14 protein-coding genes and 1 pseudogene are annotated in these 16,388 nt (G+C 71.5%); 9 read left to right on the forward strand and 6 right to left on the reverse strand.

Annotated elements, in window-relative coordinates; translation table 11 throughout:
• A complete protein-coding gene (locus tag LX14_RS07065) occupies positions 1 to 762 on the forward strand; it encodes an SDR family NAD(P)-dependent oxidoreductase (RefSeq protein WP_253646528.1) in 762 nt (253 codons plus the stop codon).
• On the forward strand, positions 759 to 1,790 hold the full coding sequence (locus tag LX14_RS07070) for a GmrSD restriction endonuclease domain-containing protein (RefSeq protein ID WP_253646529.1): 1,032 nt from the start codon (positions 759 to 761) through the stop codon (positions 1,788 to 1,790). Before LX14_RS07065 ends, LX14_RS07070 begins: the two co-directional genes overlap by 4 nt.
• Before the next feature lie 28 nt (positions 1,791 to 1,818).
• Here LX14_RS07070 and LX14_RS07075 read toward each other — a convergent pair whose 3' ends face one another.
• A complete protein-coding gene (locus tag LX14_RS07075) occupies positions 1,819 to 2,553 on the reverse strand; it encodes a peroxiredoxin-like family protein (RefSeq protein WP_253646530.1) in 735 nt (244 codons plus the stop codon).
• Positions 2,554 to 2,594: 41 nt separating this feature from the next.
• Between LX14_RS07075 and LX14_RS07080 the strand changes: the two genes are divergently transcribed.
• From LX14_RS07080 to LX14_RS07090, 3 genes are read left to right on the forward strand one after another with little or no spacing between them, the layout of a single operon-like run.
• Entirely contained in the window at positions 2,595 to 3,227 is a 633-nt protein-coding gene (locus LX14_RS07080) for a TetR/AcrR family transcriptional regulator (protein ID WP_253646531.1), read from the forward strand.
• Between the two features lie 51 nt (positions 3,228 to 3,278).
• The gene (locus LX14_RS07085) at positions 3,279 to 6,158 is read left to right on the forward strand and encodes a DEAD/DEAH box helicase (protein ID WP_253646532.1); all 2,880 of its coding nucleotides are present in this window, start codon (positions 3,279 to 3,281) and stop codon (positions 6,156 to 6,158) included.
• Positions 6,155 to 6,925: an SWIM zinc finger family protein gene (locus LX14_RS07090; protein WP_253646533.1), complete on the forward strand. Its 771-nt coding sequence runs from the start codon at positions 6,155 to 6,157 to the stop codon at positions 6,923 to 6,925. The genes LX14_RS07085 and LX14_RS07090 overlap by 4 nt, the downstream gene beginning before the upstream one ends.
• Here LX14_RS07090 and LX14_RS07095 read toward each other — a convergent pair.
• On the reverse strand, positions 6,901 to 7,203 hold the full coding sequence (locus LX14_RS07095) for a hypothetical protein (RefSeq protein WP_253646534.1): 303 nt from the start codon (positions 7,201 to 7,203) through the stop codon (positions 6,901 to 6,903). The two genes, LX14_RS07090 and LX14_RS07095, sit on opposite strands and share 25 nt — an antisense overlap.
• A 114-nt stretch (positions 7,204 to 7,317) precedes the next feature.
• On the opposite strand from LX14_RS07095, the gene LX14_RS07100 reads away from it, so the two are divergent.
• Entirely contained in the window at positions 7,318 to 8,172 is an 855-nt protein-coding gene (locus tag LX14_RS07100; protein WP_253646535.1) for an alpha/beta fold hydrolase, read from the forward strand.
• Between the two features lie 66 nt (positions 8,173 to 8,238).
• Here the strand turns inward: LX14_RS07100 and LX14_RS07105 are convergent, their stop codons facing one another.
• Together LX14_RS07105 and LX14_RS20920 are read right to left on the reverse strand one after the other, a co-directional pair.
• The gene (locus tag LX14_RS07105; protein ID WP_253646536.1) at positions 8,239 to 9,489 is read right to left on the reverse strand and encodes an NAD(P)/FAD-dependent oxidoreductase; all 1,251 of its coding nucleotides are present in this window, start codon (positions 9,487 to 9,489) and stop codon (positions 8,239 to 8,241) included.
• 30 nt (positions 9,490 to 9,519) lie between these two features.
• Positions 9,520 to 11,271: an NAD-binding protein gene (locus LX14_RS20920; protein WP_253646537.1), complete on the reverse strand. Its 1,752-nt coding sequence runs from the start codon at positions 11,269 to 11,271 to the stop codon at positions 9,520 to 9,522.
• A gap of 108 nt (positions 11,272 to 11,379) precedes the next feature.
• Here LX14_RS20920 and LX14_RS07115 point away from each other — a divergent pair, with 108 nt between their 5' ends.
• The gene (locus LX14_RS07115; RefSeq protein WP_253646538.1) at positions 11,380 to 11,949 is read left to right on the forward strand and encodes a TIGR03086 family metal-binding protein; all 570 of its coding nucleotides are present in this window, start codon (positions 11,380 to 11,382) and stop codon (positions 11,947 to 11,949) included.
• On the opposite strand, the gene LX14_RS07120 is transcribed toward LX14_RS07115, so the two are convergent.
• The gene (locus LX14_RS07120) at positions 11,946 to 12,461 is read right to left on the reverse strand and encodes a hypothetical protein (protein ID WP_253646539.1); all 516 of its coding nucleotides are present in this window, start codon (positions 12,459 to 12,461) and stop codon (positions 11,946 to 11,948) included. The genes LX14_RS07115 and LX14_RS07120 overlap by 4 nt on opposite strands.
• A 130-nt stretch (positions 12,462 to 12,591) precedes the next feature.
• Between LX14_RS07120 and LX14_RS07125 the strand changes: the two genes are divergently transcribed.
• On the forward strand, positions 12,592 to 13,899 hold the full coding sequence (locus LX14_RS07125) for an XdhC family protein (RefSeq protein WP_308214079.1): 1,308 nt from the start codon (positions 12,592 to 12,594) through the stop codon (positions 13,897 to 13,899).
• On the opposite strand, the pseudogene LX14_RS07130 reads toward LX14_RS07125, so the two are convergent.
• Positions 13,819 to 14,271 (reverse strand): annotated as a pseudogene (locus LX14_RS07130) (nucleotidyltransferase family protein); the annotation flags it as partial. The gene LX14_RS07125 and the pseudogene LX14_RS07130 sit on opposite strands and share 81 nt — an antisense overlap.
• 101 nt (positions 14,272 to 14,372) lie before the next feature.
• On the opposite strand from LX14_RS07130, the gene LX14_RS07135 reads away from it, so the two are divergent.
• Positions 14,373 to 16,388, forward strand: coding sequence for a solute carrier family 23 protein (locus LX14_RS07135; protein WP_253646541.1), 2,016 nt, complete (start codon positions 14,373 to 14,375; stop codon positions 16,386 to 16,388).

Below are 16,388 nucleotides of genomic sequence, written 5' to 3' on the forward strand. Positions count from 1 at the left end.
ATGCCCGTGCTCGACATGTTCCGCCTCGACGGCAAGGTCGTCATCGTGACCGGCGCGTCGTCCGGGCTCGGAGTCGCGTTCGCCCGTGGGGCCGCCGAAGCCGGTGCGTCCGTCGTGCTCGCGGCCCGCCGCGTGGAGAAGCTGGCCGACACCCAGCAGATGGTCGAGTCGCTCGGCGCGACGGCCATCAGCGTGGGCACCGATGTCGCCGTGCCCGAGCAGGCCGTCGCGATGATCGATGCGGCCATGGAGGCCTTCGGCCGCGTCGACGTGCTCATCAACAACGCCGGTGTCGGTACCGCCGTCCCCGCGACCCGCGAGACCCCCGAGCAGTTCCGGTCCGTCATCGACGTCAACCTGAACGGGTCGTACTGGGCAGCCCAGGCGGCGGCGAAGGTGATGCAGCCGGGCAGCAGCATCATCAACATCTCCAGCGTCCTGGGCCTGACCACCGCGGGTCTCCCCCAGGCCGCCTATGCCGCGAGCAAGGCCGGGGTGCTGGGACTGACCCGTGACCTCGCGCAGCAGTGGGGCAGCCGAAAAGGTATCCGCGTCAACGCGATCGCCCCGGGGTTCTTCGCCTCGGAGATGACCGAGCAGTACGACGAGGGCTATTTGGAGTCGCAGCAGCAGCGGCAGCTCCTCAAGCGCATGGGTGACCCCGCGGAACTCGCAGCCACCGCTGTCTGGCTCGCCTCCGACGCCGGCGGGTACGTCACCGGGCAGACCATCGTGGTGGACGGCGGCGTCACCGTCACGTGACCCGCCGTCGTCTGGGGGTCCTGACGGGGGTCGGTGTCGTGGCGGTGATCGCCCTGGTGGGTCTCGTCGCGCCCGACGACACCAAGCAGTCCTCGGACGAGGCCGCTGCGGTCACCCGCATCGAGACGGTCACCACCGCACCGTCATCGACAACGACGACCGAATCGACGCCCACCCCGTCGACCCCGGCTCCCGGCGCCGCATCCGCCGCACTCGCGACCCTCGACGCGCTCCCGGTGAAGGGTCGCGCACCGAAGACCGGGTACACCCGTGCGCAGTTCGGGCAGGCCTGGTCCGACGACGTCGACGTGGCCCTGGGCCACAACGGATGCGACACCCGCAACGACATCCTCCGCCGCGACCTGACCGCGATCACCGCGCGGCCCGGTACCCGCGACTGCGTCGTCCTCACCGGCTCGCTCGCCGACCCCTACACCGGGCGCACCATCGCGTTCACCCGCGGTGCGCAGACCTCCGACGCCGTCCAGATCGATCACGTCGTCGCCTTGTCGGACGCATGGCAAAAAGGCGCACAACAGCTCTCGCCCGACGAGCGTCGCGACCTCGCCAACGATCCCCGCAATCTCCAGGCCACCGACGGACCCACCAATCAGCGCAAGGGCGACGGTGACGCCGCGACCTGGCTGCCACCGAACCGCGCGTACCGATGCACCTATGTGTCCCGTCAGGTGGCGGTGAAGTCCGCCTACCGCCTCTGGGTCACCGCGGCCGAGAAGGACGCGATCACCCGTGTTCTCACCTCGTGTGGCGCGGTGTCGACGCCGACCACCCCGCCGCCCGCCGCCACGCCGGCGCCCCAGACCATCCGGGACACACCCGTCCGCACCCCGGACCCGACCACCGTCGCGCCGCGCCCGGTCATCCCCGCGCCCGCCCCCGACGCCGGCGGCGCGTACTACCGGAACTGCGCCGCGGCCCGGGCCGCCGGCGCCGCACCGTTGCGGGTCGGGCAACCGGGCTATCGCTCCGGACTCGATCGCGACGGCGACGGCGTCGCCTGCGAGTGACCCCCGGCGCCTGCGCGATCCGGCGCGACTACTGGCGGCTCAACGCGTCGACGGCGGCGAGGATCTCCGACGACTCCGTGCGCGTCGTGTAGTTGGGGTGCACGTCGATGAACTGCACCGTCCGCGACCGGTCGAGGACGACGACTGTGGGGAACGGGAGGTCGGCGGTGCCGTCGTCGTTCAACTCGGTGACGTCGAGCCCCAGTTGACGCTGCGCCGCGAGGGCGTCGGGGTTCGTCGGCGCGATGATCCCCAGGCTGCGCGCGACGCTGTTGCCCGGATCGGACAGGACGGAGAAGGTCAGCTCGGCGGCCTCCTGCGCGCTGAGCGAGCCGTCGGGTTTCTGCGGGCTCAGCGCGATCAGGGTGACGCCGCGATCGGCGAGTGCGGGCACCAGTTCCTGCTGGTAGGCGCGCAGGGCGATGTTGCAGTACGGGCACCACGCGCCCCGGTAGAACACGAGAACCGCCGGGCGGTCGCCGATCTCGTCGGACAGGCGCGTCTGCGACCCGTGGACGGTGAGCACGTCGGCGTCCGGGATCGTCGTCCCGATCGCGGCCACGTCGGAGGGCACACCGGCGGCGTCGAGCGCGGCCCGGTCGGCGTCGAACGCCGCGGTGACCTCGGCGGGGAACTGTGTGCGCGACCCGTCGAGCGTCGCGGTGAGTCGGTCGGTCATGGAGTCCTGGGCTGCGGTCATCGTCTCGTCCTCGGGTCGGCGGTGCCGGGAGTGCTTCCCGGTCGCCGTCACGGTGCTCCGCATAAAGTGGATTGTCCACTCCAGAGAGCGCTAGGCTGTCCGTCATGTCCTCCGACACGCTGCGCACGAGCACCGGCCGACCGTTGACGAGCAGGGGACGACGGACGCGCGAACGCATCGTCGCGGCAGCGGCGGAGCTGATGCTCGACATCGGCGTGACGGGCACGACGATGGAGGACGTGCGTGACCGGGCGGAGGTCAGCAGTTCGCAGATCTACCACTACTTCTCGGACAAGGACGAGTTGGTGCGTGCGGTGATCGCACACCAGGACGAGACCATCGTCGGCACCCACGAGGAGGTGTTCGCCCACCTCGACTCCATCGACGGGTTGCGTCGCTGGTGCGACGGGATCGTCGAGTACCAGCGCCTCGGCGGGTGCTCGGGCGGATGCCCACTGGGCGCACTCGGAGCACAGGTCGCCGAGACGGACCCCGACGCACGAGCCGCGGTGGCCCGGGCGCTCGCCCGGTGGGAGCGCGCCATCCGCCGGGGATACGACGCCATGCAGGACCGCGGCGTGCTCGACGGTTCGGTCGACACCGCCTCGCTCGCATTGGCGACACTGGCGGCCCTACAGGGCGGGCTGCTGATGGCGCAGGTCCAGCGCGACACCGCACCGCTGCAGGCCTCGCTGGATGCCGTGGTGCACCGCGCCGAACTGTTGACAGCTCGATGACCGGCGTCGGCGCGGCGACACCCTGTCCGATGGCCGTGCCACGATGACGGGGTGAGTCCCGCCCCACCGACGCATGCCCTCTGGCGGCCCGGGGTGGGGCTGTCGCTGTGGTTCACCGACGACGCCGGCGCACCGACGTCCACCCCGTCGGACACCGTGCCCGCCGCGGTCGCGACGCTGATCGACGGACGCACGCTGCGGCGCACGATCAGCGTCGTCGTCGCCGGGTCGACCGTTCGCGCCGGGACCATCACCCTGGGCCCCGCCGCCACCGTGGAACTCCTCGACTCCCCCACGCTCGGGTCCGCACCCGGGGGTGAGCTGACCTTCTATCGCCATGTCACACAGTCGGTTCGACGGTTCCTCACCTCGGGCGCGGTCGCACCGTCGGTGGCGTGGTCCGGTGGCGCGTGGACGGTGCGGTGGACTCCGGTACCGACCGCGCGGTGGCGGACGTGGCTGTCGCAGACGTCGGCGGCGGCACCCGCGGTCATCACCGACAACGGTGGGGCCGAGGCCGTCGAGGACTTCTGTCACGAGATCGTCGACCTGACCTGTCGCGAGCGCTGTCGGCCGGTTCCGGAGGGCGCCCTGCGGTCACCGTTCGTCCGGTCGTTGCTCCCCGACGTCGGGGGAGGTGTCGACGTCGATCGCGCCGCCGGCGCTGCACGGGCCTGGGACGACTGGACCGCCGCCGTGCGCGAGGGCGAGAGCTCGCTGGTCCTGCGTCTGCACGAGCCGACCGCCCCCACCGATCCGGACCTGGTCGAGATGGATGCCGAGCGCTGGCGCCTGCAGGTCTGCCGTCGTACCCCCGACGGCGACGAGCCGGTCGAGATCCGTCGACTGTCCCCGCTCGAACTCGACGAGGTCACCACCGAACTCGCCGCCGCGGTGAGGGTGTTCGAGCCGCTGACACGCGCCGACCACGACGACCACACCCTGGACTTCCTCGTCGACACCGAGACCGTCGGTGCGCTGTTGGACCATGGCGCGACCGCCCTCGGGGATGCGGGCGTCGGGGTCCTGTTGCCCCGGACCATCGCGGTCGCGACCCCGTCGTTGTCGCTGCGCGGTGCCGCACCCGGTGCGACCGTGCAGCGATCCGTGATGGCGGGGCTGGCCGAGATCCGCGACTTCCAATGGCAACTCGCGCTCGGTGACACCGTCCTCGACGAGGGCGAGCTGCGGTCGCTCGCCGAGCAGAAGGGCGGCCTCGTGCGCGTCCGCGGCGTGTGGGTCAGCGCGGACAGCACCGCGCTGCGACGGGCGGCCGAGTTCATCACCACACAGCAGGCTCTCGCTGCGGCGGGCCATCCCCCCGACATGGGTGAGCTGTTCGGACTCGTCACCGGTGCGGGCGGGCCGGGCCTGCCCGTCACGTCGGTGTCAGGGTTGTCCTGGCTCGACGACATCGCCGACCAGGGCGGTGTCCGGCCCACGCCGCTGCAGCCGCCGGAGACGCTCGACGCCGTCCTGCGTCCGTATCAGCACCGCGGCCTCGAGTGGCTGGCCCACCTGTCCGAGCTCGGGATCGGCGCCGTCCTCGCCGACGACATGGGCCTCGGCAAGACCGTCCAGATCATCGCGCTGCTCTGCGCCGAGCGGGAGGCATACGACGATCCCGGGCCGACGTTGATCGTCTGCCCGATGTCGGTGGTCGGCAACTGGGAGCGTGAGATCGCCCGGTTCGCACCACATTTGCGGGTTCTCGTCCACCACGGACCGGGCCGCACCCGCGCCTCCCGGTTCGCGGCCGCTGTGGCCGCATCCGACGTCGTCGTCACGACGTTCGCGCTCACCGTCCGCGACAAGGAGTCCCTCGGCGCCATCCGGTGGGACCGGGTCGTCGTCGACGAGGCGCAGCACGTGAAGAACGTGTCCACCGCCGCCGCTCGTGCGGTACGGGCCGTCCCGGCCCGCCATCGGATCGCCCTGACCGGCACCCCGGTCGAGAACCGACTGGAGGACCTCCGTGCCGTCGTCGACCTGGTGAACCCGGGGCTTCTCGGATCCCCGTCGGTGTTCAAGGCCCGGTTCGCCGAGGCGATCGAACGCGAGCGTGACCCCGATGCCGTCCGCCGGTTGTCGGCGGTCACGTCACCGTTCATCCTGCGACGGGTCAAGAGCGACCCGACCATCGTCGCCGACCTGCCCGCCAAGACCGAGTTCACCGTCCGCGCGAACCTCACCGTCGAACAGGCCGCCCTGTACCGCGCGGTCACCGACGACCTCATGGCCGCGCTCGGCAAGGTCGAGTCTGACGCGACCCACGAGGGCCATCGGGTCCGGACCGTCCTCGCCGCACTGACGCGTCTCAAACAGGTCTGCAACCATCCCGCGCACTTCCTCGGTGACGGCTCACCGTTGTTGCGGCGCAACGCCCATCGCTCCGGGAAGCTGGAACTCCTCGCCGACATCGTCGACACCATCGTCGCCGACGGCGAACGCGCCCTGCTCTTCACCCAGTTCACCGCGTTCGGCGAGATGCTCGCGCCCTGGCTCGCCACACGGGTCGGCGCCCCGGTGCCGTTCCTGCACGGCGGCGTCGGCCGGTCGGCGCGCGACGCGATGGTCGAGCAGTTCTCCGCCCCGGACGGCCCACCGCTGATGATCGCGTCGCTCAAAGCGGGAGGCACGGGCCTGAACCTCACCGCGGCCAATCACGTCCTGCACGTGGACCGTTGGTGGAATCCCGCGGTGGAGGACCAGGCGACCGATCGCGCACACCGTATCGGGCAGACCCGCGAGGTGGAGGTGCGCACCTTCGTGTGCATCGGCACCATCGAGGAGCGGATCGACGCGATGATCCGCGACAAGCGGGTCCTGTCGGATCTGACCGTGACGTCCGGTGAGCACTGGCTCGCCGACATCGGTGACGACGAACTGCACGACCTCATCCGTCTGCGCGACGAGGCGGTGGGCGAGTGAGCCCGCGCGGCAGCGGTTCCCGACGAAAGGCCGACACGCCCCTGCGGGGGTACGGGCGGACGCCCTGGTCGCGGGCGGTGCTCGCCGTCGCGGACAGGCCGTCGGACACCCGTCGTGTGAACAAGGCACGCGGCTACTTCCGGGAACGGCATGTCCACGATTTCCGTGTCCGGCCGGGCCTGGTCACAGCGCTGGTCCAGGGCAGCCAACTCGACCCGTTCGAGACCGGATTGCGTTTCCGGACCGTCGAACCCGACACCGTCGTCTCGCTGCTGCGCGCGCAGGACGCCACCGACGACCTCCTCGCGGTCGCACGCGGCGAGCAACCCGCGACACTCGGCGCGATGGTGTTGCCCACCGAGTCCGCCGATCTCACCGTCGAATGCTCTTGCCCCGACGACGAACCGCACTGCATCCACGTCCTCGCCGTCGCCTACGAACTCGCCGCCCGCATCGACGACAGTCCCGGGGTCGCGTTGGCGATGATGGGCGCCGACGTGCCGACGCTGCTCACCCGGATGCGGACGGACCCGGTGGACGGGTCCGGAACCCGCGCCGACGACACACCTCCGCGCCGCCCCACCGACGACCCGTTCGCGATCGGGGTGCTCCCGCCCCTGCCCGTACCGGCCGACTTCGACGTCCTCACCGAACTCGACGCGGACGGGCTCGCGCGGGCACTCCGGGCGTCCGGCGTCGCCGCCCTCGACGTCGCGGAGGTCGTCGACGAACTCGCCGAGCTCTACGCGCGCATCCGCGGGCGCTGAACCCGATGGCGGGTCAGGCACTTCAGACCCGCGTTGACGACGAGCAGCACCGCCAGGATGACGGCGCCCAGCCCTAGCGTCTCGACCCAGCCGCCGTCGACGAGCGTGCCGACCGCCGCGCTCGCGGCGACGAGCACCCAGAAGACCGCAGCCATGACCCACCGACGCCACCCCGGGCCGGAGAACCAGAAGCCCGCCCGAGCCGGCGGTTCCGGGACGTGGTCCACCTGACGCATCGGCTGCATGCCGGCGGGAAGAGAACTCCGGTCATCGGACATCGGGATCGTCGCTCCTCCCGGGCTCGGACTCTGTGTCGAGTATGCAGCGCGTGCACCATCTCCGTCGTGGTCACCGCCCGGGAGACGATCGGGCCCGGGTGTCAGGATCGGACGATGACCGACCGCATCACCGAGTTCCAGCACGCGCAATACACCTTCGACGTCGCCGACACCGGCCCCCTCGACAGCCCCGGCGCGGACGGCGCGGTCGTCGTCGCCCTGCACGGGTTCCCGCAGACGAAGGAGTCGTGGCGGCGCGTCGCCGGCGAGCTGGCCGATCGCGGCATCCGCACGATCGCCCCGGACCAGCGGGGGTACAGCCCCCGCGCGCGGCCGTCGGGCCGCCGCGCGTACGCAGTGCCCGAACTCGTCGCCGATGTGAGCGAACTCGTCCAGACGATCGGTCGACCGGTGCACCTCCTGGGCCACGACTGGGGCGCGATGGTCGGGTGGAACGTGGCCGCGAACCGCCCCGATCTCCTCCGCTCGTACACGGCGCTGTCGGTGCCGCACCCGGCGGCGTTCCTCCGGGCGTTGGTGTCGTCGTCGCAGGCGTTGCGCTCCTGGTACATGGCCGCGTTCCAGGCACCGGTCCTGCCGGAGAAGCTGATCCGCGCGGTCGCGTCCCGCCTCACCGACGGTCTGCGCAGGTCGGGTCTCGACGACGAGAGCATCGCAATCGTCCGCGAACGGGTGGTCGAGACCGACGCACTCACCGGCGGGATCAACTACTACCGCGCCATCGCGCTCGGGCTCGGTTCCGCGGCCCGGGACGTCACGGTGCCGACCACCTTCGGGTGGGGGGCGAAGGACGCGTTCCTCACCCGCACCGGTGCGATCGAGACCGCCGCACATGTGGTGTCGAAGTACCGGTTCGCGGTCGTCGAGGACGGCGGGCACTGGCTCCCGGAGACACACCCGGCGGTCGTCGCCGATCTCGTCGTCGATCGCATCGACTCCGCGCGCTGATCTGCACGCTCGGCGGCGAGTTTCTGCACGCTGGGCGGCGAGTTTCTGCACGCTCGGCGAGTGGGGCTACAGCAGGCGGATCGCCGCGGTCGCAGCACGACCACCCGACACCATCGCGCCCTGCAGCGACGGGGTGTCGCGGTGGTCGCCGGCCATCACCGTCCGCTCACCGACACGCACCGGGCGTCGGACGGGCAGGCCGGGAGTCTGCGACGGCAGTGCCCGCGGGATCACCGTGCGCGTCACCAGGTCCCACTTGTCCGTCGGCACCTGCCACAGGTGGGCCAGCTCGGCCCGCACGGTGACGTCGTCGACAGCGTGATCATCGGTGAGGACCGCACTCGCCTGCACGAGGGTCGCCCCGGACGGCGCGTAATCGGGGGCGATGCTGCTCATCACCGCGGTGTTCGCCAGCGGCCCACCGGATCCCGACACGCGGAGGAACGCGTCGTCGCCGATCCCGTCGGCGGAGAACCACCACGTCATCAGGCCCCGCATGGGCGCGGTCTCGAACCCGGTGAGCTCGGCGGCGTCGACGGCGTCGGTCGCGACGACCACGGCCCGCGCCACGATGCGCTCACCCCCGGCGGTCCGGACGGCCACCGAACTGCCGGCCTCGTCGATGGCGTCGACAGCCGTGTCGTAACGGATGGTCGCGCCGCAGCGTGCGGCGAGTTGATCGGGCAGGGCCTGCATCCCGATCGCGGGTACCCCGGGCGTGGCGCGCAGGAAGCTGCGCAGCACGAGCCGCACGTAGCGATCGGACGTGACGCCGGCGGTGTCCGCGAGGACACCCGACAGGAACGGGAGGAGCACGGCGTCGCGGAGGGGGCCCTCGACGCCGAGTCGATCCCAGTCGTCGGCGACAGCCGCGTCGGGTCGTGCCTGCAACCGTCGCACCGGTCCGAGCGCGGGCAGGGCCCAGCGGACCGCACCGACGACCGCCCGCGGACGCAGCAGGCGCAGAGCGGCGGCCGACGCCAGCGTCGTCGTGGTCAGGTCGGGGTGACGGAACGGGTCGGCCAGGGTGTGGACACCACCGTCGGCATCGACGACGCGCACACCGCGTCCGGCCACGCGGAGATCCAGGGCGTCGAGATCGACGTGTCGGGCCAGCGCGGGGTAGGAGGGGTTGATCAGCTGGAATCCGCGGTCGCAGCGGAAACCGTCGACGGTGTCGGTGCGGACCCGGCCGCCGGGCCCGTCGGACCGTTCCAGGACGAGCACGTCCAGCCCCCGGCCGCGGAGCGCACCGGCACATCGCAGACCCGCCAGGCCCGCGCCCACGACGACCACGTCGACATCGATTCCGGTCACGGTCCCATCAAACACGCCCGGCGCGGCCAGTCACCCCACGCGCTGGTGCTCCAGCACCGCCAGCAGCTCCTCGTGCGGGCCGACCACGTAGGCCTCGTCGCCCGCGGCGAAGGCGGTCCCGCGCCGCGGTGGGTACTCCAGCTCGCCGGTGTCGTGCCGCCGGATGGCGATGACCCGGGTGTGCGCCGACAGCTCCTGCATCGCGACCCCGACGAGGCCACCGGCGGGCGCGACGCGCAGCTTGCCGACCACGAACGCCATCGACTGCACCGTGAACGTGCTCACCACCTGCAGCCCCAGAGCGGCCCCGACGAACCACGGGACCGCGAGCTCCGTCGTCGAACGCACATGGCGGAACCCGAAACGGTGGGCGACGGCGTCCCCCATCGCCCGGTCGAACAGGCGCAGCACCACCGGCACACCACGACGGCCCGGCCGGTTCGACCAGGCGTCACCCAGCACACCCCGCACGGCGATGCCGGTCTCGATGTTCGCCATGTCGTCGCTGGTCAGGACCGCGACCGCCCCGGCTGTGTGCACCCGGGCGTCGGCGAGGGTCGACGCGAGGGTGGCGTCCCCGATGACCACCGGGATCGACGCCGCCGCGGCCGCCGACAGGAAGCGGTTGTCCGCGGACCTCTCGACGATCACCACGTCGCGGCCCCGGGCGGCGATGTCACGGGCGACACGGATCCCGAAGGCGCCGAGTCCGATGACCACGATGTGTCCGCTCATGAAGCGGGCGCGACGACGGCCGGCCGCCTCGGCGATGCGTCGCGAGATCAGCAACTCGGCGAGGAAGGCCATCACCATCGCGGTCGTCGTGAGTCCGAGGAACATCAGCGCGATCGAGAAGATCCGGAGGGCGACCGCCTGATCGGAGAACGTGAAGTCCCCGTAGCCGACCGTCGCGATCGTCTCGGTGCTGAAGTACACCGCGTCGAGGACGCTCATCCCCGGCTTGCGGTAGAAGAGCCGCAAGACCGTCGTCGACACGACCAGCAGCACGAGCAGGACCAGCAGCATCCGGAAGAAGTTGGGGTTGGCGTCGCGGACGAACGACCGCACGGCCGACCGCGCGCGGCGCAGAATCCCGGGTGGCCGCGGTCGCTCCCCGATCGCGGACTCGTCGCCCACCGCCAACCCGAGCGCGGCGAACTCGTCCACCGTGCCGAGCATGGTCGCGACATCGCCGGCGTCCACGGGGAGGTCTCGGCCCGGGCACGCCACGATCTCCCCGGCCGTCGCGACGGCGAGCGGGGCGAGGTCACCGAACTGCTCCCGCAGCGTCCCGGCGACCCGGACCGGCACCGTCGCGGCGACGACCTCCATCCCGGCCGCGGTGATCCGATGGGTGGTGATGCCCAGACACGCCTCGACCACCGACGGCGCCGCGAGGTCCGCGACGTCGAGAACGGTGTCGGGATGATCGGCGGCCGTCGTCGTGAGAGCGCCGGCGACCGTCGCGTTCGCCAGGCGGGTGACGATCCGGACGTCGGGCCGCAGACGACGCGCCACGAGCGCCGTCTCCAGGTTGGCCATCTCGCCGTCCTCGACGCACACCACGGCGTCAGCGGTCATCACCCCGGCGGCGAGCAGGGCCTCCTCGGTGGGCCCGGTGCAGACGACGACGGGCACGCCGAGGCGCTGCGCGATCGCCTCACCCGCGTGGTCCATGGCACGGATGACGATCGTGACGGGCGAGCCCGCGGTGAGGAGGTGTTCCGTGATCGGCACGGCGATCCCCGACTGGCCGCAGACGATCACGCCGGACTCCCCCACACCGCCACCTCCGCCTCGCGTGAGGGGAGAGTACGACGATCAGGCGACGCGCGATGAGTTCCCGACGCGACCACGGTCAGAACGGGTGACCCCGACGGAAGGCCCACCATGTTCGACCTCGGACCGGCCACGACGGCCATGTCTCACCTGATCGAGTGCGTGCGCGACGACCAACTCGCCGATCCCACGCCCTGCGACGACTGGACCGTGGCCGACCTCCTCGCCCACATCCACCAGTTCGTCGACGTGTTCACCAGCACCGCCCGCAAGGACCCGGTAAGCCCACCCGATCACCTCGTCGACAACTGGCGCACCACGATCCCCGCGGCTCTGGACGCGATGGCCGCGGCGTGGCGGGTCGAGTCCGCCTGGACGGGCGAGGTGTCGATCGGCGGCGTCGCGATGCCCGCCGCCGACAACGCCGTCGTCGCGGCCGAGGAGCTGACCGTCCATGGATGGGACCTCGCCCGCGCGACGGGACAGGACTTCCGCGCGCAGGACACGATGATCGATCGCGTCGAGCAGTTCCTCACCATGTTCGCCCCCGGCACCGACGCCGACGCCTTCGGCGAGGGCCCGTTCGGCCCGCGTGAGCCGGTGCCGGCCGACGCCGACCGTCTGGATCGCGCGATCGCCGGAGCGGGCCGCGACCCGCGCTGGAGCGGGGGTCGGGACTAGTCGGGCAGCCCGATGACGTCGAGGACGGTGGTGCGCGGGAGCAGCTGGGGGTCCGCCTGCCAGAGCGTGCGGGCAGCCCGCAGCGAGAGCGCCAGCGACTCGCACCGCCACGGCGCGACGTCGTCGCGGCAGGCCCGTCCGGTCAGGACCAGGGTGTGCAGTCGGGGGAGCTCGCGCATGTCGACCATGTGCGGGTCGCGGGTGCACGCGACCGGCCCGAACGTGAACCCGGTGAGCCCGCATCCCTCGAGCGCGGCGCGCATCCCGTCGGTGACGGCGTAGAGCCCTCCCACCACCACGAGCCCGTCGGTGAACGGGTACTCGACGACGACGTGCCCGGACGTCGCGCGGGGCGGGTTGTGGGTGCGGTCCCACGTCGCCGACACCAACCGGCCCGGCGTCGGGGGGCGGAGCCGGTAGTGCACCGGCGAGTCGATGCGGATGTACGAATCCATCTCTGCGAGTTCGGATCCGAGGGGGGCGATGCGGGATGAGTCGACAGGTGCGGCCATGTCCACCAGCGTCGTCCCGGTGTCCGTCGACGGGTAGGGGTCAAACCGTCAAGATCCCCGCCCGACCCGTCAAGATCTCGTCAGGACGGCTAGGTTGGCGGCACTGCTCGAGTCGTCGGAGGGAGGCGCCGTGTCCGACGTCCTCACCGATCTGGCCGCCGCCCGGCTCGCCGGGGACACGGTCGCCGTCGCGACGGTGATCGGCGTCGCCTCGTCCATGCCGACCCGGATCGGGACGGTGATGGCGCTGCTCCCCGACGGGTCGATCGCCGGCTCGGTGTCGGGAGGGTGCGTCGAGGCCGACGTCGTCGAGGCCCTCCGTCGCGCCGCGGAGACCGGTGTCCCGTCGATGCACCACTACGGCGCCGACGACGACATCCTGGCCGTGGGGCTGCCCTGCGGGGGAGCGGTCGACGTGGTCGTGCACCTGCTGACCGCCGGCGACAGCCCGTACACACAGGACGTCCTCGACGACATCGCCGCCGACAGAGGCGTGGCGATCGCGACGGTCGTCGATCACCCCCAGGCCGCCCGCATCGGGACCTCGGCGGCGGTGCGGGCATCCCGGCTCGTCGGCACGCTCGGCGACGAGGGACTGGATCACGTGGCGGCCCGTGCAGCCCGCGACCTGCTCGCTGACGAGCGCAGCTCCACCGTCGAGTGCGCACCCGACGGCACGCCGGGTACCGGCGTCACGGTGATCGTCGAGACGCACCCGCCCCGACCGAGGATGCTCGTCTACGGCGCCACCGCGGTCGCCGACGCCGTCGCCCGGCAGGGGTCGCAGATGGGCTTCCGCGTCACCGTCTGCGATCGGAACCCGGACCTCGCGACCCGTCGACGATTCCCCCACGCCGACGAGGTCGTCGTCGACCGGCCGCACCGCCACCTGGAGGCACAGCTCGACGCGGGAACGGTCGACGACCGCACGGTAATGTGCGCACTCACCCACGACGTCGGCAGCGATGTGGCCCTGCTCGACGTCGCCCTGCGCCGGACGCGGTCGGCGTATGTCGGAGCGATCGGGTCACGACGTGTCCACGACGAGCGCGTCCGTCGCCTTCGGGAGCTCGGCCGGTCGACGGCGCAGCTGTCACGGTTGGCGAGTCCGATCGGTCTGGACCTCGGGGCGCGGACGCCGCAGGAGATCGCGGTCGCCGTCGCCGCCCAGCTCGTCACCCACCGACGCGGCGGGACGGGCGCAGCGCTGTCTCGCGTCGGGGTGCCCGGGGTCGTGTCAGTCGGGCCGGTCGACGTCGCGCCCGGTCGCGAGGTCCCCGCACTCGACCGTCAGCACCTCCGGGTGCCTGTCGAGGAGGCGGCCTGCCCCCCGGTCACCGTGGACGGTCCGCATCACCGCGTCGAGGTGGTCGCGCCCGAGATACACCGGATGGCCGGGAGCTCCGTCGTAGACGGCGCGCACCAACCCCGACGGTGATCGGTCGGCCACCGACAGCACCCGGGCGACCACGCCTGACGTCACGTCGGGGAGGTCCACGAGCGTCAGCACCACCCCGGCCATCCCCGGGACCGCCGTCGCCGCCGCGAGTCCGGCCCGCACCGACGCCGAGACACCGTCCTGCCAGTCGGGGACCTCGACGGCCTCGGCGGGCGCAGGCACCTCGACCTGCGCCGCCCCGAGGGTGACGAACACCGGTGCGCACCCGCCCCGGGCGAGCGCACCGATCGCCCCGCTCAGCCAACGGCCGTTGTCAGCCAGCACCTTCGGAGATCCGAACCGCGTCCCGGCACCTGCCGCCAGCACGACACCCGGCACGCAGGACGGTCTCTCGTTACAGGCGTGAGTCATCGCTGTATATCTTCGCTCCCCCGGTCGCGGATCGTGCGGCCACGGGTGATGGTGGGTCGGATGGGTCGACGGCCCGGGGACGTCGACTGGGAGGGGGCACGATGTCACGCGCGAGCGAACACACCACGGAGCAGCCGTCGCCGCCGACGAAGCCCGTGAAGAAGCAGGTGCACCCGGTCGATCAGGTCCCGCCGATCGGCAAACTGGCGACACTCGGTCTGCAGCACGTCATCGCCTTCTACGCCGGCGCCGTCCTGGTGCCGCTGCTCATCGCGAGCGCGATCAAGCTGGACTCCGACGCGCTCACCATGCTCATCACCGCCGACCTGTTCACCTGTGGCATCGCCTCGCTCCTGCAGGCCGTGGGCATCTGGAAGATCGGTGTCCGCCTGCCCCTGCTGCAGGGCATCACCTTCGCGACGCTCGCCCCGGTCATCAAGATCGCCAACGACCACGGCGGCGGCCGCGTCGGTCTGCTCACCGTGTACGGCGCGGTCATCAGCGCGGGCGTGGTCACGTTCCTCATCGCGCCGTTCTTCGCGCGCCTCGTCCGCTTCTTCCCGCCGGTGGTCACCGGCACCCTCATCACGATCATCGGCATCTGCCTGCTGCCGGTCGGTGCCGGTGACGCCACCCGGGATCCGGCCTCGAAGCTCCCCGACGCCGGCAACGGTCGGTGGCTGTTGTACGCGATCGGCACGATCGTCCTGATCGTGTTGATGCAGCGCTTCTTCCGTGGCTTCTGGGCCACCATCTCGATCCTGCTCGGACTGGTCATCGCCACGACGGTCGCGTGGATGCTGGGCGACACCGGTTTCGAGAAGGTGGGCGAGGCCCCGTGGTTGGGCTTCACCGACCCGTTCGCGTTCGGCTGGCCCCGGTTCGACGTGGTGGCGATCGTCTCGATGATCGTGGTGCTGCTCGTCGTCGCGGTCGAGTCCACCGGCTCCGTGTTCGCGACCGGCGAGATCGTCGGGAAACGGATCACCAAGGCGCACATCGCCGCCACGGTGCGGGCGGACGGTCTGGCCACCGTCATCGGCGGCACCTTCAACTCGTTCCCCTACACCGCGTTCTCCGAGAACGTGGGTCTGGTGCGGCTCACCGGGGTGAAGAGCCGCTTCGTCGTCGCCGCCGCGGGCGGCATCATGATCGTGCTCGGCCTGCTCCCGAAGACCGCGAAGCTCGTCGAGACCATCCCGTCACCCGTGCTCGGCGGCGCGGCGTTGATCATGTTCGCCACCGTCGCGATCGTGGGCATCCAAACGCTCGGCAGCGTCGACTTCACCGACCACCGCAACCTGATCATCGCGGGCACCTCGCTCGCGATGGGCCTCTACGTCCAGTTCTCGCAGTCGGTGGCACCGGAGTCGGTCATCGTCGCCGGCGCGACCGTGCAGGTGCCGGAGTTGCCCGGGGTCGACGGCGCGGTGCCCGGGCTCCTGCAGATCCCGTTCAGCACCGGCATCACCATGGGCGCGATCACGGCCATCCTGCTCAACCTGCTGTTCTTCCACACCGGCAGCCGTGGACCTGCCGTCGCCGGGCGCGGATCCATCCGGCTGGCCGAGGTCAACGAGATGTCGGCCGAGACCTTCCGGGAGACGTTCGGCGGCCTGGTCCAGAACACCGGGTGGGTCGTGGACCGGGCGTTCGCGCAGCGCCCGTTCGAGACGACGCACGACCTGCGGGCCGCCTTCTCCGAGGCGATGCTCACCGGCAGCGACGAGGAACAGCTCCAGCTCATCCGCTCCTTCCCCGACCTCGGGGACGAGGACGACGCCGGCAACCCCACCGCCGTCGACCACAAGGGCCTCACCCTGCTCGACGACGAGCAGCACGACACCGTCACCGGGCTGTCCGCCGCCTACCATGAGCACTTCGGGTTCCCGCTCGTCATCTGCGCGCGCGAGACCGAACGCTTCGAGCGGGTGCTGAGGAACGGGTGGACGCGCATGGAGAACTCTCCGACCAGCGAACGGTCGTTCGCGCTCATCGAGATCGCGAAGATCGCCAACTACCGTTTCGACGACCTCGTCGCCGAGGCGAACCCGATCGCAACGGCGCGCCTGAGTCGTTTCGACGAGGTCGGTCGCCTCGGCGGGACCGGCCGGTGA

The organism is Williamsia deligens (assembly GCF_024171765.1).
Lineage (GTDB): Bacteria > Actinomycetota > Actinomycetes > Mycobacteriales > Mycobacteriaceae > Williamsia_A > Williamsia_A deligens.